Annotated in this window: 13 protein-coding genes; 4 read left to right on the forward strand and 9 right to left on the reverse strand. The window is 67.5% G+C overall.

Annotated elements, in window-relative coordinates; all coding sequences use genetic code 11:
• Positions 1 to 37: 37 nt before the first annotated feature.
• Complete coding sequence (locus QHF89_RS38235) at positions 38 to 7,195, forward strand: SpvB/TcaC N-terminal domain-containing protein (protein ID WP_284721462.1); 7,158 nt, start codon at positions 38 to 40, stop codon at positions 7,193 to 7,195.
• A complete protein-coding gene (locus QHF89_RS50050; RefSeq protein WP_136972983.1) occupies positions 7,185 to 7,406 on the forward strand; it encodes a CPCC family cysteine-rich protein in 222 nt (73 codons plus the stop codon). Before QHF89_RS38235 ends, QHF89_RS50050 begins: the two co-directional genes overlap by 11 nt.
• A gap of 633 nt (positions 7,407 to 8,039) precedes the next feature.
• Here QHF89_RS50050 and QHF89_RS38240 read toward each other — a convergent pair.
• The 4 genes from QHF89_RS38240 to QHF89_RS38255 all read right to left on the reverse strand — a co-directional run bounded on the left by QHF89_RS38240 (position 8,040) and on the right by QHF89_RS38255 (position 11,841).
• Positions 8,040 to 8,531 carry an AgmX/PglI C-terminal domain-containing protein gene (locus tag QHF89_RS38240; protein WP_136932109.1) on the reverse strand — a complete coding sequence of 164 codons (492 nt, stop codon included), beginning with the start codon at positions 8,529 to 8,531 and terminating at the stop codon, positions 8,040 to 8,042.
• A 67-nt stretch (positions 8,532 to 8,598) separates the two neighbouring features.
• Positions 8,599 to 9,648: a glycosyltransferase family 4 protein gene (locus tag QHF89_RS38245; protein WP_136972982.1), complete on the reverse strand. Its 1,050-nt coding sequence runs from the start codon at positions 9,646 to 9,648 to the stop codon at positions 8,599 to 8,601.
• 140 nt (positions 9,649 to 9,788) lie between these two features.
• Entirely contained in the window at positions 9,789 to 10,622 is an 834-nt protein-coding gene (locus QHF89_RS38250) for an SDR family NAD(P)-dependent oxidoreductase (RefSeq protein ID WP_136932111.1), read from the reverse strand.
• Between the two features lie 37 nt (positions 10,623 to 10,659).
• Positions 10,660 to 11,841, reverse strand: a complete 1,182-nt coding sequence (locus QHF89_RS38255; RefSeq protein ID WP_136972981.1) for a tetratricopeptide repeat protein — start codon at positions 11,839 to 11,841, stop codon at positions 10,660 to 10,662.
• 142 nt (positions 11,842 to 11,983) lie between these two features.
• On the opposite strand from QHF89_RS38255, the gene QHF89_RS38260 reads away from it, so the two are divergent.
• Positions 11,984 to 13,642, forward strand: a complete 1,659-nt coding sequence (locus QHF89_RS38260) for a tetratricopeptide repeat protein (RefSeq protein ID WP_136972980.1) — start codon at positions 11,984 to 11,986, stop codon at positions 13,640 to 13,642.
• Positions 13,643 to 14,030: 388 nt separating this feature from the next.
• Here QHF89_RS38260 and QHF89_RS38265 read toward each other — a convergent pair whose 3' ends face one another.
• Positions 14,031 to 14,318 carry an antibiotic biosynthesis monooxygenase family protein gene (locus QHF89_RS38265; RefSeq protein WP_136972979.1) on the reverse strand — a complete coding sequence of 96 codons (288 nt, stop codon included), beginning with the start codon at positions 14,316 to 14,318 and terminating at the stop codon, positions 14,031 to 14,033.
• A gap of 108 nt (positions 14,319 to 14,426) precedes the next feature.
• Between QHF89_RS38265 and QHF89_RS38270 the strand changes: the two genes are divergently transcribed.
• On the forward strand, positions 14,427 to 15,101 hold the full coding sequence (locus QHF89_RS38270; RefSeq protein ID WP_136972978.1) for a YdeI/OmpD-associated family protein: 675 nt from the start codon (positions 14,427 to 14,429) through the stop codon (positions 15,099 to 15,101).
• A gap of 12 nt (positions 15,102 to 15,113) precedes the next feature.
• Here the strand turns inward: QHF89_RS38270 and QHF89_RS38275 are convergent, their stop codons facing one another.
• Genes QHF89_RS38275 through prs form a run of 4 tightly spaced genes read right to left on the reverse strand, consistent with a single transcriptional unit; the run spans position 15,114 to position 19,385 of the window.
• The gene (locus QHF89_RS38275; RefSeq protein ID WP_136972977.1) at positions 15,114 to 15,890 is read right to left on the reverse strand and encodes an ABC transporter permease; all 777 of its coding nucleotides are present in this window, start codon (positions 15,888 to 15,890) and stop codon (positions 15,114 to 15,116) included.
• Positions 15,887 to 16,693, reverse strand: a complete 807-nt coding sequence (locus QHF89_RS38280) for an ABC transporter ATP-binding protein (protein ID WP_136972976.1) — start codon at positions 16,691 to 16,693, stop codon at positions 15,887 to 15,889. The genes QHF89_RS38275 and QHF89_RS38280 overlap by 4 nt, the downstream gene beginning before the upstream one ends.
• Positions 16,690 to 18,402 carry an ArnT family glycosyltransferase gene (locus tag QHF89_RS38285; protein ID WP_136972975.1) on the reverse strand — a complete coding sequence of 571 codons (1,713 nt, stop codon included), beginning with the start codon at positions 18,400 to 18,402 and terminating at the stop codon, positions 16,690 to 16,692. The genes QHF89_RS38280 and QHF89_RS38285 overlap by 4 nt, the downstream gene beginning before the upstream one ends.
• Positions 18,403 to 18,458: 56 nt before the next feature.
• Entirely contained in the window at positions 18,459 to 19,385 is a 927-nt protein-coding gene (gene prs / locus QHF89_RS38290) for a ribose-phosphate diphosphokinase (protein ID WP_136972974.1), read from the reverse strand.
• Positions 19,386 to 19,445: the final 60 nt, after the last annotated feature.

The raw sequence follows: 19,445 nt of genomic DNA on the forward strand, positions 1-19,445 counted from the left end.
GCTCGAAGCGACGCGGAAACAGGAGAGAGGGCACGCCATGGAGCACAAAGGTTTTGCACCGAAGCCCAAGACGACCGCGCCCGAGGCGGTCAAGGCCCCGAGCCCGTCGCTTCCGAAGGGGGGCGGCGCGGTTCGTGGGCTCGGCGAGAAGTTCGCCGCGAGCCTGGTGAGCGGCACGGGATCCCTGACGGTCCCGATTGCGGTGTCGCCAGGCCGTGGCGGGTTCGGACCCGAGCTCGCCGTCGCGTACGATTCCGGCGGTGGCAATGGGCCCTTTGGTGTGGGCTTTCGGCTCTCCGTGCCCTCGATCTCCCGCAAGACCGAGCGTGGTTTGCCCGAGTACGAGGACTTCCGCGAATCCGACGTGTTCATCCTGTCGGGCGCGGAAGACCTCGTACCGAAGCTCGATGAGGAGGGGGAAGGCAACTGGGTGCGCGATGTCCCGAAGGACGACGCCGTCGAGCGCATCGAGCGGTATCGACCCCGGGTGGAGGGCCTCTTCGCGCGCATCGAGCGCGTCACCGAGAAGGGGGACGGCAACGTTTACTGGCGCGCCACGACCAAGGACAACGTTACGAGCATCTATGGTCAGTCCGCGGGGGCTCGTATCGCGAGCCCTGCGGCTTCGACCAAGGTCTATTCCTGGCTGCTCGAGCGCACCGAGGACGCGCTCGGGAATGTCATCGTCTATGACTACAAGGCCGAAGACTTTGCGAACGTGCCGAAGGTCGTCTACGAGAGGCAGCGGCTCTCGGGCGACGCGCCGGTCGTGAACCGCTACCTGAAGCGGATCCGGTATGGGAATGCAGTGCCCTTCCAGGCGCAGGACTTCCTGTTCGAGGTCGTCTTCGATTACGGCGAGCACGGTGCAGCAGCATCGACGCCGGCGGAGGAGAACACCTGGCCCTGCCGGCAGGATCCGTTCTCGAGCTACCGCTCGACGTTCGAGATCCGTACGTACCGCCTTTGCCGGCGAGCGCTGATGTTCCACCACTTCCCCGAGCTCGGCGAGGATCCCGTGCTCGTGCGATCGACCGACTTCACGTATGCCGAAGGGCCGGCGCTCACCCGGCTCATTTCGGCTACGCAGTCGGGGTACATCAAGACGGAGAGCGGTTACTCCAAGAAATCCCTGCCGCCGCTGGAGCTCGGGTATTCGCTCCCCGAGCTCCAGACCGCCGTCAAGCTGCTCGACCCACGAAGCCTCGAAGACCTCCCCGGCGGTGTGGATGGGCAAACCGCACGATGGGTCGACCTCGACGGTGAGGGCATTCCCGGCGTGCTCTGCGAACAGCAGGGGGCATTTTACTACAAGCAAAACCTCGGGGATGGGCACCTCGCCCCGGCGCGCCTGCTCGCGAGCCGGCCGACGATGGCGTCGGGTGGCGGGGCGCAGCTCCTCGACGTCGGAAGCGAGGGACGACAATGCCTCGTGGAGCTCACGCCGGAAGGGACTTCGGGTTATCACGAGCGCACGCTGGAGGGGGGCTGGGGGCCCTTCGTGCCGTTTCCTTCGCAGCCGAACGTCAACTGGAATGACCCGCGGGTCCGTTTCATCGACCTTTCCGGCGATGGGCTCGATGACATTCTGGTCACGACCGATCACGTGCAGCTCTGGTACCCGTCGCTTGGCAAGGGCGGGTGGGGGCCGCCGCGGGTTCTGCCGAAGATCTACGACGAGGACAAGAGCCCGACGCTCGTGTTCGCGGACATGACGCAGGCGATCTTCGTGGCGGACATGAGCGGGGATGGTTTGCCCGATATCGTGCGCGTACGCAATGGCAGCATCTGCTATTGGCCGAACCTCGGGCGAGGGCGGTTCGGCGCCAAGGTGCAGATGAGCAAGGCGCCGCTGTTCGATGATTCTCACACGTTCGACCCGCGCCGGATTCGGCTCGGGGATATCGACGGGACGGGGACCACGGACATCGTGTACGTGGCCGGCGAAGGGGCGGTCCTCGTGTTCAACCAGGCGGGGAATGGCTGGAGCGAGCCAGTGCGAATGCCGGGGTTCCCGACGGCCGATTCTATGTCCACCGTGGGCGTGGTCGATGTGCTCGGGTCCGGGACGGCGTGCCTCGTGTGGTCGTCGCCGTGGCGGGGCGTGGCGAAGCCGCCGATGCGGTACATCGATCTCTTGGGCAGCAAGAAGCCGTATCTGCTCACGTCGGTCAAGAATAACCTCGGGGCAGAGACGAAGCTCGAGTATGCGCCCTCGACGAAGTTTTACCTGGAGGACCTGAAGGCTGGAAAGCCGTGGGTGACGCGGCTATCGTTCCCCGTGCACGTGCTCACGCGCGTGGAGACGTTCGACGCGGTCAGCAAGGCGCGGTTCGTCAGTACGTACAAGTATCATCACGGGTACTACGACGGGGCGGAGCGCGAGTTCCGGGGGTTTGGCCTCGTCGAGCAATTCGACGCGGAGTCCTTTTCGGCCGAGCGCGGGAAAGGGCTCTTCGCGGAGGCTCCGCCGACGGAGGAGGAGTTCCATCTCCCGCCGGTGCTCACGAAGATGTGGTTCCACACGGGCGCGTTCATCGACAGGAATCGGATCACGAAGCAGTTCGAGAAGGAGTATTACGCGGGCGACGAGCAGAGACCGGAATTTCCCGATGCTGTGCTGAAGACGGGATTGTCGCCGCGAGACTCGCGTGAGGCGTGCCGGGCGCTCAAGGGGCAGATCCTCCGCACGGAGGTCTACGCGCTCGATGGCTCCGAGGCGGAGTCGCATCCCTATGTCGTGACGGAGGTTTGCCCCGCAATTGTTCGGGTACAGCCTTCGACGGCGAAGGCGTATGGGTCGTTCTTCGCGTACGCTCGTGAGTCTGTGGAGGTTCATTACGAGCGTAATCATGACGATCCGCGCGTGGTGCATACGCTGGCGCTCGAGGTCGACCCGTTCGGTCACGTGGCGCGCTCGGCGAGCATCGCGTATGCGCGGCGGTGCATCCCGCTGGACATACCCGAGCAGGGGCTCTTGGCCACGCTAACCGAGACCGACGTGGTCAACGAGGATCAGCAGGCGAGCTGGTACCGCCTCGGTGTGCCCAAGGAGAAGCGAACGTACGAGCTCACGGGGCTTTCTACGGAACGGAGCACGCTGTTTTCGTTCGGTGACGTGTTCAGCGCTGTGAACGCCGCTGTTGCTATCCCCTATGAGGCGACGCCCAACGGCACCACGATGCAAAAGCGTCTGGTCGAGCAGGTTCGACAGGTTTATTACAACAGCACGACGCTGTCCGGGTCTTCCCCCGCGGCGCTGCCCTTCGGTACCATCGACGCGCTCGCGCTGTCTTACGAGACATACGCGCTTGCCTTCACTCCTGGGCTCTTGACCGCGGCTTATGGCACGCGCGTGATCTCGACCATGCTCACCGAGGGCGGGTACATCGAGGAGAACGACGATTATTGGGTGCGAACCGGCCGCCAGGTGTTCGACCCGGACAAGTTCTACTTGCCGGTCGAGATCCTGGATCCGCTCAGCAATTCCACGACCATCACGTACGACACTTACAATTTGCTCGTGACATCTGCCGAGGACGCGCTCGGCAATACTGTCACCGCGACGAACGACTACCGCGTCCTCGGGCCCACGCTTGTCACCGACCCGAACGGCAATCGTAGCGCCGTGAAGCTCGACGAGCTCGGGATGGTCGTGGCGACGGCCGTGATGGGCAAGGTCGGCTCGAATGACGGAGACACACTGGAGGAGCCAACCACGACGTTCGAGCACGATCTCGACGTTTGGCGCACGACGGGCAAACCCAACGTCGTGCATGCGGCCGCGCGCGAGCGGCACGGGGATGCGCTGACGCCGTGGCAACATAGCTACACGTATCTCGACGGGCTCGGGCGTGAGATCCTGAAGAAGGTGCAGGCCGAGCCCGGTCCGGCGCCGGTGCGGGACGAGAACGGGGGGCTTGTCAAGGACGAGAACGGCGCGGTAGTGTTGGCCACCGCCTCGCCGCGATGGGTGGGCACGGGGCGCGTGGTCATTGACAACAAGGGCAATCCCGTCAAGCAGTACGAGCCGTTCTTCACGGCCACCCACGAATACGAGGACGAACAGGAGCTGGTCGAATGGGGCGTGACGCCGGTCTTGCGTTACGACCCGCTCGGCCGGCTCATCCGAACGGACCTGCCGAACGGGACGCATTCGCGGGTGACGTTCACGCCCTGGCAGCAGGCGAGCTGGGATGGGAACGATACGGTGCTCGAAACGGGCAACCCCTGGTATGCCGCGAGGCAGCCGAGCGCGACGCCGACGCCTTCCGCGCAGGAGCAGCGTGCGGCGGAGCTGACCGAGGAGCATGCGGAGACGCCGGCGCTGGTGCATTTCGACGTGCTGGGCAGGTCGGTGCGCGGGGTCGAGGACAACAAGACCGCAGGGGTGTACACGACGAAGGCGGTGCTCGATATTGAGGGGAATCCGCGGGCAATCATCGATGCCCGTGGGAATACCGCGATGGAGTATGTCTTCGACATGCTCGGGCGGACGCTGTACCAGAAGAGCTGCGATTCTGGGGAGCGGTGGACGCTGGCGAATGTGCTCGGGAACCCGATTCGGGGGTGGGATGGCCGGGGGCATGTGGTGCGCTCGGTGTACGATGCGCTGAATCGTCGGACAGGGCTGTGGGTGCAGAAGGGGGCGGATCCGGAGGTGCTCGCCGAGGTGACGGTGTATGGCGAGGGGCAGACGGATCCGGAGGACGCGAATCTGCGTGGGAAGGTGGTTCAGGTGAAGGATGGGGCCGGGGTGGTGACCTCGGTCGAGTACGACTTCAAGGGGAATTTGCTGGAGAGCCAGCGGCAGCTTGCGCAGAACTATTCGACGCAGCTCGATTGGTCGGGGTCGGTGGCGCTCGAGGCGGAGGTGTTCACGCAGACGACGGTGTACGATGCGCAGAATCGGCCGACGAGTATGACGACGCCGGACCAGAGCGAGATCAAGCCGACGTACAACGAGGCGAGTCTGCTAGAGAAGGTGGAGGCGCGGATTCGAGGTGCGAGTAGCTGGACTACATTTGTCGACGACATCGATTACGATGCGAAGGGGCAGCGGGAGAAGATCGCTTACGGGAACGGGGTGGTCACGGAGTACAGTTATGACCCGCTGACCTACCGGCTGACGCGGCTCAAGACCACACGGACCTCCGATAATTCGCTCCTCCAGGACCTGCGTTACACGTACGATCCGGTAGGCAACATCGTCGAGATTGCCGACTTGGCGCAGGAGGCACTCTACCACAACAGCGAGCTGGTCGAGCCGGTCTGGAAGTACGAGTACGATGCGATCTATCGGCTGATCGAGGCGACGGGGCGGGAGCATTCGGGGCAGAACTCAGATATCCAGCAGGATGCGGATGGGTTTCCGCTGGTGAGTGCGGCGAACCCCAATGATCCGCAGGCGATGCGTAACTACGCCGAGAGCTTCGAGTACGATGCGGTCGGCAACATCTTGAAGATGATCCACGTTGCGCAGGGCAGCACGGGGAGCTGGGCGCGGCGATACGATATCGCGCAAACGAGCAATCGGCTGCTTGGGACGAGCTTACCGGGGGATGATGAGACCGAGTTCTCGGCGACGTATACGTACGACGAGCACGGGAGCATGACGTCGATGCCGCATCTGGATGGCATCGAGTGGGATTTCAAGGACCAGAAGCGCGAGGTCGACAAGGGCGGCGGGGGGACGGTCTACTTCACGTATGACGCTGGTGGGCAGCGGGTGCGGAAGGTTTGGGAGCATAGCGGGATCGTCGAGGAGCGAATTTACCTCGGCGGCTTTGAGGTGTACCGGCGGCATGAGCTAGGGGCGGTGGTGCTGGAGCGGGAGACGTTCCACGTGATGGATGATGCGCGGCGGACTGCGATGGTGGAGACCAAGACGGTCGATGCGTCGGATCCGAACCTCGTGGTGACGTCGCGGGTCCGGTATCAGCTTGGGAATCATCTGGGGTCTGCGGCGCTGGAACTGGATGAGGATGGGCTCGTCATCAGCTACGAGGAGTACCATCCATATGGGACGAGCGCCTACCACGCTGTGGCGAGCGGGGTGGAGGTCAGCGCGAAGAGGTACAGGTATACGGGGAAGGAGCGGGATGAGGAGACCGGGCTGTACTATCACGGGGCGAGGTACTACGCGCCCTGGCTTGCGAGGTGGACGAGTGCGGATCCGGCGGGGTTGATAGATGGGCCGGGGTTGTATACCTATGTGCGTGGGAACCCAGTTCAACTAATTGATCCTAACGGCACGGACGCCCAAAAACCTACACATCGGTTCACGCAGGAGGAGCTCAATAGACTGCCTCCGGCGCGTATTCCCAAAGGTGCGAGGGTGGGTTATCTCAATCAACCCGGACATAAAGCGGGTACCTACGTTAAAGGTGGCAAGGGAGCCGGGCAGCCACCGAAGCCGCCGCTCCCGCCTTCGCCCCCAAGCCCTCCTCCAGCTCCGCCAGGCTCCGGACAACCGGGTGATGCGAATGTCCCGAAGGGGCCAGGCGAGCACCATGGCCCGGGCGGCAAGGGGACGGGCAACGCCGAAGGAAAAGGTACGAGCGCAGAATCAGGTGCATCCTATAGAACTAGCATTGAAAAGCTGGCTGAGAAGCTAGCATTGCTCGCCGGCATTGTTGAGTCAGAATTTGATCACGATTTTGCACAGGAAGGAGCTAGTTCTCACGGGATCGTGGGAGGGAAAAGCACGAATGGTCCCGATAGTTCCGTGCTGCAAATGGTCGCCAGCGGTATTCAAATGGGTGCGACCGTCGTTGTTCAAGGTCTCGTCAAGGCCTTTAATACAGCGAGGTCGTTGGCGAGCCGTCTTCGGATGCTTCCGGGCCCCAAACCAACGAAGTTGCTGCCCACGCCTAAATGGAAAGCGAGCGGGTTTGCATCGCAGGAGCACCTCGACCACCATTTTAATAAGCATGCCAGGCGTAAGAATGAATGGGGCACAGGAAACATCACTAAAGAGGGGTACGCCAAACGTGCACGCAATCTGCTCAACACGGAGCCTGTACCGGGAGGAGATGTTTTGGGTTTTACGTCAGAGGGAGGTTTTCGGTTTCGGTATAATGTGCGGACTAACGAGTTTGCAACAGCGAAAGCAGATGGGACGATTGAGACGCTATTTCGTCCTACAACTGGCATGGCATATTGGATGGAACAGGTGGAGAAGCATGGGCCATGAGAACCGTTGCGCATGCCCTTGTTGTGGCCTACTCACACTGCCAGATCGAGGGCATTACGAAATCTGTCGCGTATGCGACTGGGAGGATGACCCAATTCAGAGTCAAAAGCCGGATTTTGAAGGCGGCGCAAATGCTGTGAGCTTGAACCAGGCGAGAAGAAACTACGCCGAATTTGGGACGAGCGATCCGATACAGCGTCGCGAAAGCTAGCACTACTCTGACACCCTCACCCACACGTTCATATCGGCACGAGCGCCCGCACCGTCGCTCCGCACCGCGCGCATCTTAAAAGGGCAACTGCACGTGCTCGACGGCAGGTGATTCCGCCTCCACAGGCATGGAGGCCGTCACCCTTCCCACGGCCGGAACCCTCCTCGCCCTCGCGCCCCGCCGTCACCACACGCAACGCTGACCACGCGATCCAGCCGGACCACGGCCTCCCCATGGAAAACCGCCCCCCCGTCCGCAGCGGTTTCAGCCTCTCCGACCGTCCCAACCCCCTCGCGTCACCGTGACGCGCGCCCGTTCGAGCCTTCGAACCCCCCCGCGCCACCGTCTCCTGCGGGTCTCCAAACGTTCGAACCCCCTCACGTCACCGTGACGCGCGCCCGTTCGACCGTTCGACCCCCCCCCGCGTCACCGTCTCCCGCGGGTCTCCGACCGTCCCAACCCCTCCGCGTCACCGTGACGCGCGCCCGTTCGACCGTTCGAACACCCACGCGTCACGTTCTCCGACGACCCTTCGACCGTTCGAACCCCCTCGCGTGCCCACGACGACCTCCTCGGCAGCTGCGCCGAGGAGGTCCTGCCCGCGCTGCTCCGCACTCCTCCGCGCGGCCCTCGTCACTTCTTGATCACGACCTCGCCACCAAACGTCATCGGGTACGTGATCATCACCGTCCCGCCACCTGCCGGCCTTGGAAACTTGATCGTCTTGAACGCCTTGCGCACGCAGTCGTCGACCTTCGGGTTTCCCACCGTCGACTTCTTCACGCTCGCCTCGTTCACCACGCCGAGCGGACCGACCGTCGCTTGCAACGTCACCGTGCCCGCGAGCTTGCCGTCCTTGTCCGCGCCGAGCGTGTAACAACTGTCGAACGCCTTCACGTTCTCGTTGACCGCCGCCTGGATCTGCTCGTCGGTGAGCGTGCCCGAGAGCGGCAACGTGTCCGGGTCCTTGGGGGTGCCCTCGGCAGGCGTTCCCTCGGGGGAGGACCCTTGCTCGCCTGTCGCGGTAGGCCCAACGGGCTCCTTGGGTCCCGAGCCGCCCGCAGGTGGCGTCGCCCCGCAGCCCGCGAGGACGACGCAAACGATGGGAGTGACAAACCAACGCATGGCGTGCGACTTCAGTCGAGATGCGGCGCGTTGTCCACCGGGAACGTTACCGTTGGAACCTTACCGCTCACGCGACACGCGCGCGGGCCGCGTGCCCGAGCGCGACGGCGCGGCGGTAGACCGACTCGTACGCGGTCGCCATGACCGACGTGCTGAAGCGATCACGGGCGCGGTGCGCGCACTGGAGCCGGTCGAAGTGCGCGAGCTCGGGCGAGCAGGCGACGCGGGCGAGGGCGTCGAGGTCGTCCGGGGGGACCAGGAAGCCGGTCACGCCCTCGTCGACGATCTCCGGGAACGAGCCACGCGCGAAGCCGATCACGGGCGTGCCACAGAGCATGGCCTCGACGGCGACGAGGCCAAACGGCTCCTCCCACAGGAGGGGACACACGAGCGCGCGTGCGCCCGAGAGGATGCGGACCTTCTGCTCGTGGTCGACCTCGCCGTGGTCGAGGACGCCCGGCAGATCGAGCCGCGGTGCGATGTACTCCTCGTAAAACGCTCGATCCTGCGGGTGCGTGCGGCCGCCGAGGTGGATGGGCATGCCCACGAGGCGCGCGAGGTCGAGCGCGAGGTGCGTGCCCTTCTCCTCGCAGTAACGCCCGATGTGCGCGAGGTAGCCGTCGTCGTGGAGGCTCGGCGGGTATCGGTTCGGCGAGAGGCCGTGATGGATGACGCGCGCGCGCGCGAGCGGGACCTCGAGGTCGAGCTGACGTTGGCTGATCGCCACGTGGTAGACCTGCGGGTGCGACGCGTAGATCCGCGAGAACGATTCCTCGCGGTGGTGGTGCAACGTGTACACGATCGGCACACGCAAAAAGGCGGAGACCGGGAGGCCGAGCGGGCTGTTCAGGTGGACCACGTCGAAGGTGCCGCGCGCGATCTCCGCGAGCGCCCACGCGACGTGGTTGACCTCGTCGGCGGCCGTGGGAGGCCAGACGGGGCGATGGTAGAGCGCGCGTTTGCGGCAGCTCGTGATGGAGTCGCCCGTCGTGAACACCGTCACGGCGTGGCCGCGCGTGTCGAGCTCCTCGGCGAGCTCGTAACAGAAGAGCTCGGTCCCGCCGTAGCCGATGGGCGGCATGCGGATGAATGGGGTCGAGATCATCGCGATGCGCATGGCTCACCGTGCCTCCCGCGCGCGTCCGCCCCCTTTGCGCGCAGAGCAGAGGAGCTACACGTGGCGTGCCATCGCGGGAGGAACGAATCCCTCACCCCCAACCCCTCTCCCGCGCGGGAGAGGGGAGACGAGAGGAAACGTCACAGCTCGGGTGCCTGCCAGGCTTCGAGGCGACGCCAGATCGTGGCGAGCAGATCCGGCGCCGAACGTTTGAGCGCATAGATCAGGTGCGCCTCGGCCGTCACGGGGACGAGGCCCTGATCGTGCTCGACGGCGTTCATGATCTTCTCGGCCACGAGATCCGGCGAGGCGCCGCGCTCCATGAGGCGGCGCGAGCGCTCCAGCGCCGCGGGCTCGGCAAAACGGCCGTGGCGGCGGCTCGCCTCGTTGATGTTCGTCCGAATGAACCCGGGGCAGATGGCCGTGACGCCGATGCGGTGGCGGCGCAGGTCCGCGCGCAGCGCTTCGGAGAAGCCGACGACGGCAAACTTCGTCGTCGAGTACGCGAGGAGCAAGCGGCTGCCCGCGAAGCCCGCGGCCGAGGCGATGTTGACGACGTGGCCGCCGCGGCCTCGATCGATCATGCGCGGCACGAAGAAGTGACAGCCGTGCACGACGCCCATCACGTTGATGCCCATCACCCAGTTCCAGTCCTCGAGCGTGGTGTCGCGCAGGCCGCCCGTGACCGCGACGCCGGCGTTGTTGACGAGCACGTCGATCGCAGGAAACGCGGCGTGCACCTCGTCCGCGAAGCTCTGCATGGCCGCAGCGCTCGACACGTCGACCTTGCGCGCGAGCACGCGCCGGCCCTGCGCGCGCGCCGCGGAGGACACGTCGTCGAGCTTCGCCTCGTCGACGTCGCAGACGACGAGATCCGCGCCCTCCTTGGCGAACGCGAGCGCCGTCGCCCGCCCGATGCCGCTACCCGCCCCCGTTACGAGGACAACCTTGCCCGCAAAACGCCCGCTGCTCATGGAAGCGACGGAAGCGCCCCGCCGGGCGGGCGTCAAGTCAGGTGCCGAGCGTGACGAGGAGCGCTTCGACCGCCGGAGGCCAGATCGCCTGCGGCTCCGTGAGCATGCCGCGCTCTTCGAGGACCCGGTAAATCGCGAGCGCGCGGCGCAAGAGAGAGCGCGCCTCCAGCCGCTCGGACGACGTCCCCTCCGCGAGCACCGTGGCCGCGCGGAAGCAAAAGAGCGCGTGATCCCCCTGAATCTCAGGCACGTCCGGCTGCTCCGACGCGAGCCGCGCCGCGAGCGCGAGGCCCGTCCGGAACGCTTCGAGCGCGCCGCGCGGATCCGCCATCGCGCGGAGGACGTGGCCGATGCGGCCGTACGTGCCGTAAAGGTCACGCCGCGCCTCGTCGTCGTACGTGGACTCGGCGAGGTCCTCGCGGAGCACGAGGCAAGCGCGGTAGGCCGCGAGCGCCTCGGGTTTCTCGCCCATCGCGCGCAGCACCTCGCCGATGCTCTCGTGGCAACGCGCGAGCGCGCGGCGGCGGTAGACGTCGTCCGGCGCGTCACGCGCGAGCCGATCCCGCACGACGAGCGCCTCCCTGTACGCCGCGAGCGCACCCGGGCCGTCTCCGGCGGCGAGGAGCGCGTCGGCGTACCGGTCGCGCGTGAGCGCGACGAGGGAGCGATGATCCTGATCGTCGGGCGCGCCCTCGGCGAGGCGCTCGGCGAGCGTCATGCCGCGCTGGAAAGCGGCCGCCGCCGCGGCCTCGCGCTCGTCTTCGAGCAAGTAGTCGCCGACCATGACGTGGCAAAGGGTGACGCCCGTGAGCACGCCGGCGATGGCCTCGCGGAAGAGCTCCTCTTGGTGTTCGGCGTCGTCGAGGGAACGACCATCCCGCGGGTAGAGGGTGCGATCCGAAAGCAGGCCGGCTTGCTCCGGCGCGCCGGCGCGGGCGCGGAGCGGGATCACCACGGCCCGCTTGTCACGCTCCATCGCGAGGCCCTCGCGCAGCGTCGTCTCCACGGCCGAGCCGGACGCGAGGGCCTCGGGGCTCGCGAGCACCACGATCACGTCGGCGGTGCGGAGGCGGGAGCGCGTGTCCTGCGGGGGGGCCGCCTGCACGGATTCCCGTACGATCCCGGCTTCGACGAAGGCCGCGAGCCGCGCGCAGAGCTCCTCGCGGATCACCTGATCCCCGGGGGCGGAGGACACGAAGAGCTCGACGGCGTGGTGCATGACGGGGACTCGCGTCCCATCTTACCAGCCTCGCGCCTCCCGAGGCTGCCGTTCCCGTGCTCTCTTTGAAATCGAGAGATCCGAGCCGATCCCTGGTAAATTCGCCCCTTGATAGGGACCAACCCCTGAGGACACGGGCCTGATGCGACTCTTGATCACCGCGATTTCAGCGCAGGACGGCGTCACGAGCGCGCCCCTTGCGGCCACGGGCGCAGGGCAGCTCAAGAGCCGCCTCGGTCGCGAAGACGCCGCGTTCCAGGTCGCGGAGGCCGATCCCGGCCGCGACCTGGCCGAGCAGATCGAGGCTCTGCTCGCCGAGCGCGGGCCGAGCTTCCGCGACCCCGTGATGCTCTACGTGGCGTGCCCCGCGCTCCTGTCGATCGACGGCGAGCTCTTCCTGTCCCTCGATCCAAGGAACCCCACCGTCGGCGACGCGCTCGCAGACGTCGCGGCCGTGCTCCGTGACGGCGCGCCCGGGCCAAAGCTCATCGTGCTCGAGCTCGCGGACGCGAAGCTCGGGCTCGATCCGACGCGCGCCGAGGTGCTCGTGCGCGCAGCAGAAGCAGCGACCGATCCGGCCACGAGCGGCATCGAGCTGATCCTCGGCGCGCGCCCGCGCACGGCCGACGCCGCAGGCTTGCCGCTCGCGCAAGCGATGGTCGCCGAGCTCGACGCGCTGCCGAGCGGGCGGACCTTGACCTCACGAGGCCTCTTCGATCGGCTCATGAGCAAGCTGCGCGAGTCCGTGCCCTGCCTCCACCACGCACGCGCGAAGGTGAGCTTCGAACTCGTCGTAGGCAAGCCAGGGCGGCGCGACTCGACCTCCACGATGCCCGCGCCACGCCTCGACGTGCTGCCGCGAAGCGCGACGCCGTCGCCACCCGCAGTGCAGGTCGCGCTGCCGCCGCCGCCACCCGCAGTGCAGGTCGCGCTGCCGCCGCCGCCACCCGCAGTGCAGGTCGTGCTGCCGCCGCCGCCACCCGCAGCGCAGCTCGTGCCTCCGCCTGCCGAGGAGCCGCGCCCGGCGCCGCGCGAGCCCGAAGTCTCGTTCGCATTGCCACGCCCGCCGCGCACGTTCCATCCGCCGCCGCCGCCGGACGACGTGGATCTCACGTGGGCCGAGGAAAACGAAGACTGGGGCAGCATGCCGCGCGTGATCCCCCTGGCACGCCCACTCGCCGCGCCACCCGGTGCCTCGCTCCCACCACCGCCGATGGCGACGAGCAGCGGAGGCACCTCGATCCTCGGGACGGACGGGCCGATCTCGAGCCCCATCTCCGGCCGCGAGATCTCTCCCTTCGCGCGGTACACCGTCGAAGGCGAGCTGCTCGCATCCCAAGGCGATCCCAACGGCGCAATCGCCGCCTTCCGCAAGGCGCTCTCCGTGCTCGGCCCCAGCGGCGATCCCCACGCGCGCGCCGAGATGTACGTGCGCATCGGCGAGCTCCGGTCACGACACGGCGAACCAGACGACGCGATCTCGGACTTCGAGAAGGCACTCGCGCTGCGCCCCGGCCACATCCCCGCGCTCGAATCGCTCCTCCTGCTCTGCGTGTCCACGCGCGACTGGCGCGGCGTGATGAGCGCCGAAGAGCGTCTGCTCGCAGCGCTGCCAAGCGACACGCTCCGCTTCGAGCGGCTCATCGAGTTCGCCGCACGCTGGGAAGGCGAAGCAGAAAAACCCGCACGCGCACGTCTGCTCTTCGAACGAGCACGCGAGGTGCGCCCGCAAGATCCGATCGTGGTCGAACAAATCCGTCGACTCGCGCTGAAGTCGCTGCCGCCAGCACCGCGGGAGTGAGCTGGGGGCGGCGCTGCGCCGGGGTTTCACCCCGGGCCCCGACCAGGGGTTGTCCACCCCTGGACCCGGACCAGCGAGGCGCTGGACCCGGGGTCGATGAACTGCGCGATGCGCAGTTCATCGAACACGCCAGGTCAAGACCAGCGACGATCCTGCCAACGCAAAGCGTGGCGCTGCTGGTTCAACGGGCAACGTACACCTCGCCGGCTTGACACCCACCTTCGCGGTCTTGCCACCGGCCCGTTTGAAAAACTGCGCGGAGCGCAGTTTTTCAACCCTCGGTCCAGGCCGTGCCTGGTCCGGGGTCGAGGGGGCGGACAGCCCCCCGCGGGGACCGGGGCAGCGCCCCGGCGCGGCGGCGTCTCCACCACCGGCGTCTCTACCGGTGTCAGGCGATCGACTCGGCCTCGTACATTTTGATCTGCGCCTTTGTCATCGCTTCTTCGCCGCGGAGGCTTTTGTGGTGTTTGCGGAACACCTCGGAGCGTGGGTAGGCGAGGAAGGCTTCGCGTGTGGACCAGCGGGAGACGGCGAGCAATGCGCCTTCGTCTTGCCAGAGCTCGATGCCTAGGAATCCTTCGAACTGGTCGAGGTCGTGCGCCGTGTCGCGGAAGGCCCGCCTGATCCGTGCAAGCTCGGGCTCGGGGGCCTGGATGGTGTTGACCACGACGTACATGCGTGACTCCTTCGAGACAGAGCGCGCGTGGCGCGTGCACGTTCGGGGCAAACCGTGTTCCACCCCCGACGTGGAAAAGCCTGTAGCATGGGGGCCTGAGCGTTTGCCATGACCACCGCCCCGAGCCCTCTCTCCAAAAAGCTCCAGATCAAGCCGAATGCGCGTGTCCTTGTCCTCGGCGCTCCGGAAGGACGTGCGGCGCTGCTCGATCCTTTGCCCGAGGGGGCGAGCGTGGGGAGGGCGGCGCGGGGTGCGTTTGACGTCGTGCTCCTCTTTGTCGAGAAGGCGAAGGAGCTCGAGAAGGGCGGACCGAAGGCGATCTCTGCGGTGCGTGAGGGCGGCGTCCTCTGGGTTGCCTACCCGAAGAAGAGCTCGAAGGTGGAGACGGATCTCACGCGGGATGTCGGCTGGAAGGTGATCGAGGAGGCGGGCTGGGGTGGGGTCGCGCAGGTCGCGATGGATGAGACCTGGTCGGCGCTGCGGTTCAAGCCTGAGGCGACGGTCGCGCGCAAGGAGAACTCGGCTGCGGCGCCGGGCGCGAGGAAGATGGGCGCGGCGAAGAAGGGCTTGGTCGTCGCGGCGCCTTCGGACCTTGCGGCGGCGCTCGCGGAGGATGCTGCGGCGAGCCGCACCTGGGAGGCGTTGGCTCCTTCGCACCGCAAGGAGTACGTCGGCTGGATCGAGGAGGCGAAGAAGCCTGAGACGCGCGCGCGTCGGATCGCGTCGTCGGTCGAGATGATGGCGGCTGGCGTCAAGGACCGGAACGCGAAGTACGCGCGCTGAGCGCTCGTGGGATCAGCTCTTCTCGGAGGGATGCCACCGCCGGAGCAGGAGCCAGCCGCCGAGGTTCGTCGCGCCGAACAAGCCGAGGCCGAGCGCCGAGGCGCAGAGCACGGCGGCGAAGAGCAGGTCTGTTCGGAGCTGCCGTGGCGCGCTCATGATGAGGATGCCGAGCCCGGGCGTGCCCTCGGCGAAGCCTGCCACGAATTCTCCGACGATGGCCCCGATCACTGCGAGCCCGCCTGCGATGCGCAGGCCCGTCACGATGCTCGGCAGGGACGAAGGCAGGCTCAGGAGCAGCAGCGTGCGCAGCTTGCCCGCGCCGTACAGGCGGAAGAGGTCGCGTAGCGCGGGCTCCACGGATCGCAGCCCCGTGAGCGCGTTCGCCACGACCGGGAACACGCTCACGATGAAGGCCGACACGCTCACGGCGCGCTCGCCTGGCCCGAACCAGAGCACGAGCAGCGGCGCGATGGCCACGATCGGCACGGTCTGCAGGAAGACGGCGTAGGGGTAAAACGCGCGCTCGAGCAGGCGTGAGGCCGAGAGCGCCACGGCCACGAGCACGCCGATCACCCCGGAGAGCGCGAAGCCGAGCAGCGCGCTTTTGGCCGTCGTCCAGGTCGCGAGCCCGAGCGTGGTCGCGTCCGCGGCGAACGCGGCGGCGATCTGGCTCGGCGGAGGCAGGAGATACGTGGGCACCACGAGCACGCGCACGAGCGCCTCCCAGGCGCCGAGCAAGAGCACGAGCGAGAGCAGGGGCGGGGCCGCGGCGGCGAGGGACGTCTTCACGGCGCCTCCCCCGCGAGGAGCGCGTCCTGCAGCGGACCGAGCGCGCGCGCGAAGTGAGGATCGCTGCGCAGCGAGGCGGCGCGCTCGCGCGGGAGATCGATCGGCGTATCGAGCAGGATCCGCGCCGGGCGCCGGGAGAACACGATGCATCGCTCGGCGAGGTAGGCGGCCTCGGCGTTCGAATGCGTGACGAAGAGGACGGTCATGCCGAGGTCGAGCCAGAGCGCGCGGAGCTGATCGTCGAGCCTTTGGCGTGTGAGCTCGTCGAGGGCGGCGAAGGGCTCGTCGAGCAGGAGGATGCTCGGGCGCGTGACGAGGGCGCGGGCCAAGGAGACGCGCATCTTCATGCCGCCCGAGAGTTCTGCCGGATGCCGCGCCGCCGCGTCGCCGAGGCCGACCTGCTGGAGCGCGGCGTGGGCCTGCGCGCGCCGCTCGGCCCGGGCGACGCCCGCGAGCTCGAGCGGCAAGGCGGCGTTGTCGAGCACGTTGCGCCAGGGCAAGAGGTGGGCGTCCTGGAACACGTAGGCGATGCGGGGCCGCTCGGCGCCGGCGGGGGCGAGGAGCTTGACGGAGCCGCCGTCGGCCTGGTCGAGCCCGGCGACGAGCCGGAGGAGCGTGGATTTGCCGCAGCCGGAGGGGCCGAGCAGGGCGACGAAGGTGCCGGCGGCGACGTCGAGGTCGAGGCCGTCGAGCACGACGCCGCTGCCGGCAAAGACACGCCGCGCGCGCTCGACGAGGACCCGCACCCCGCCCGGGCGAGGCGCGTCCGCTGCGAGGCCGGGTGCGAGGACCAGGGAGGTCATGGCGTCCCTTGGGTCGCCTCCAGGTACACGTCCATCTGGCCGATCGACGTGTGGTGCACGTATTTCTCGTCGAGCAGCCGCTGCATCTCCGGGAAATCGCGCATCGAGTCCGCCGAGTCGAAGGCGTCGCCCGTCACGTGCGGGAAGACGTCGTAATGCTCGACCACGATCGCCGCGGGGGGCGCCTTTTCGAGATCGGCGAGCAGGACCTTCCGGTGCTCCTCCTTGGCCCACGAGACGCGCTGCGGGACGTTGTAGATGTACCGGGTCGCCGCGGCGCGCTCGGCCATGTCGTAGATCGACGGCTCGAAGCCCCACACGAAAATGGGGCGGTTCGCGGGGACCACGCTCCGGAGCAGATCGGCCACGGCGCGGTTCGTCACGGTATTCACGTCGGCCACGCTGGCGAGCTCGTCGAGGCCCCGCTGATTGCCGAGCCCGTCGGCCACGAGGGCCAGGCGTTTTTGCGTGCGCACGAGGAACGAGCCCGGGACGTCCTTCGTGGCCGTCCGGCCGAAGGGCACGATCAGGAGCACCAGGAAAAAACCGGCCATGCCGAGCGCCCCGCGCGCCCGCGCCCGCTGGGAGAGGGCGTGATACCCGAGCGCGGCGACGAGACCCGTGAGCGGCCAGGTCGCGCCGTAATGGTAGGGGAAAAACTTCCCCTGCATGGCCACGCCGACGAGGTGGATGAATGCAATGCCGAGCGCGAGCAAGGCGAGCGGCCGCTCGCGCGCGCCCAGGCCGAGGCCGAGCGCGAGGAGCAGGCCCACCGTGGGGACACTCCCGTATTGCTGGAACCACTCGGTGAAGGCCCAATAAAACATCGCCGTCGGGGCCGCGCCGTGCCAGCCGAGCGCCGTGTAATAGGGCGTGAAGACGAACAGGACGCGGTGCAGGTCCCCGAGCGCGCCGCGCGCGGCGAACCAGGCCGCGCACAGGAAAATGGGAATCGCCCCGCCCGCCGCGAGGAGGAGCGAGGGGCGAAGGAGGCCACGGGCGGCGGCGCGCAGGCGCTCGATCGTCGGGCGCGTGGGATCCGTATCCCACCACGCGGGCAAGAGCGCGACGAACGCGGCGCCGCCCACGAGCGGCGGCTTGAGGAGGCCGGCGAATCCGAAGAGGAAGCCCGCGACGAGCCAATCCCGCGCCTTCGTCGCCGCGGCGGAGGGCAGGCCGGACGGGCCTCTCCGTGGAGCGCAGAGCAGGGCGGCGATCGTGATCATGCCGCCGAAGGACTCGGGCTGGGACGTGTGCCAGAAGTCGAGCTGCGCGTGGACGAGGACGCTGATCGTGGCGGCGAGCAGCCCGAGCGTGCGGCTGCCCCAGAAGCGCAACGTGAGGCGCGTCATGCCGAGCGTCATGAGCGCGAGGCCAAAGACCTCGAGGACGCGGATGCCCACCTGCGCGGAGCCGAAGAGGAGCCGGGCGAGGGCGTAGATCAGGAAAATCCCGGGGGGCTTGAAGTCCCAGGCGTCGCGATAGGGCATCCCGCCTTCGAGCACGGTGCGCGCGACGACCGTGTAGATGCCCTGGTCGCGGCCGTGGCCGAACAGGAGGATCTGGCCGAACAGGAAGACGAGCGCGGCGAGGCACGTGGCGACGAGCGCGCGTTCGGCGAGGAGGTCGAGCTGGCCCGGGATCACGGGCGCCGGGGGCGGCGTTTCACGCTCGGGGGCGGAGGACGGGTCGTCGGCGGCGAGAGTCACCGGGGCGACGTTCTAGTCGGGATCGGCGGAGGCTCCAACCAATTTGGGCCCGTCCGTCAGATGCGGTACGTCCGTTCGATCGCGGCCACGAAGAGCGGCGCTGCGGACTCGATGGCGCTCGGCGCGAGCTGCTGGCTGCCGGGGTGCGAGTCGGTGCCGAGGATGTGCTCGAACATGCCGCTCGCGCGGAGTTTTTCGAGGGCGCCGGGGGGCAGGACGAGGTGGCTCGCGACGGCGTGGCAGCGCGTCGCGCCCGCGGCGAGGTAGGCCGCGGCGGCCTGGATGAGCGAAGATCCCGTGCGGATCATGTCGTCGTAGATGACGACCTCGCGGCCGCGGACGTCGGCGTTGACGCCGGTGACGGCGAGCTTGCCCGTGTCGGGATCGCGGCGCTTGTAGACGAACGCGGGTTCGACATCGAGGTCACGCGCGAGGCTCTGGACCCACTTGGCGCGGCCGGCGTCGGTGGCGCCGAGCAGGTACGAGCGGCCGTCCATCGTGCGCTGGATGAGCTTCGTGACGAGCGACGCGCCGTAGAGGTGGTGGGTGACGTGGCTGTCGCCGAAGTAGTAGGGGATGCCGTCGGTGTGGAGGTCGAAGAGGTAGACGCGCGTGCCGCCCTCGCAGGGCGGGATGGCCGAGACGAGGCGCGCGCGGGTCTTCGCGGTGACGACCTCGCCGGGCAGGACGGCGCGCTCCATGGTGGCGTAGCCGAAATACGGCATGACGATGGAGAGGGAGCGGGCGCCGCCGGTGCTGATGGCGCAGCCGAGGTCGTAGAGCTCGAGCCAGTCGAGGTCGGTGGGGGTGCCGCCGAGCAGGACGACGTCGCGGCCCCACGGGTCCTCGGCGACGCGGAGATACCGCTCGCCGTCGGGGAAGGTCTTGTGCACGATCTCGCCGCGATCGAGTTCGCCGGCCGCGAGGAAACGGGGCTCGAGGTAGGCGTACGAGGAGATCGTGAAGAGGAGCTTCCGGGCCATCGTGGGGTCCTTACTGGTCCATCTGTGCGCGGGTGTCACGCGCCAAGGCGTGTCCGGGCT

It is taken from the genome of Polyangium sorediatum, assembly GCF_029946465.1.
Lineage (GTDB): Bacteria > Myxococcota_A > Polyangia > Polyangiales > Polyangiaceae > Polyangium > Polyangium fumosum.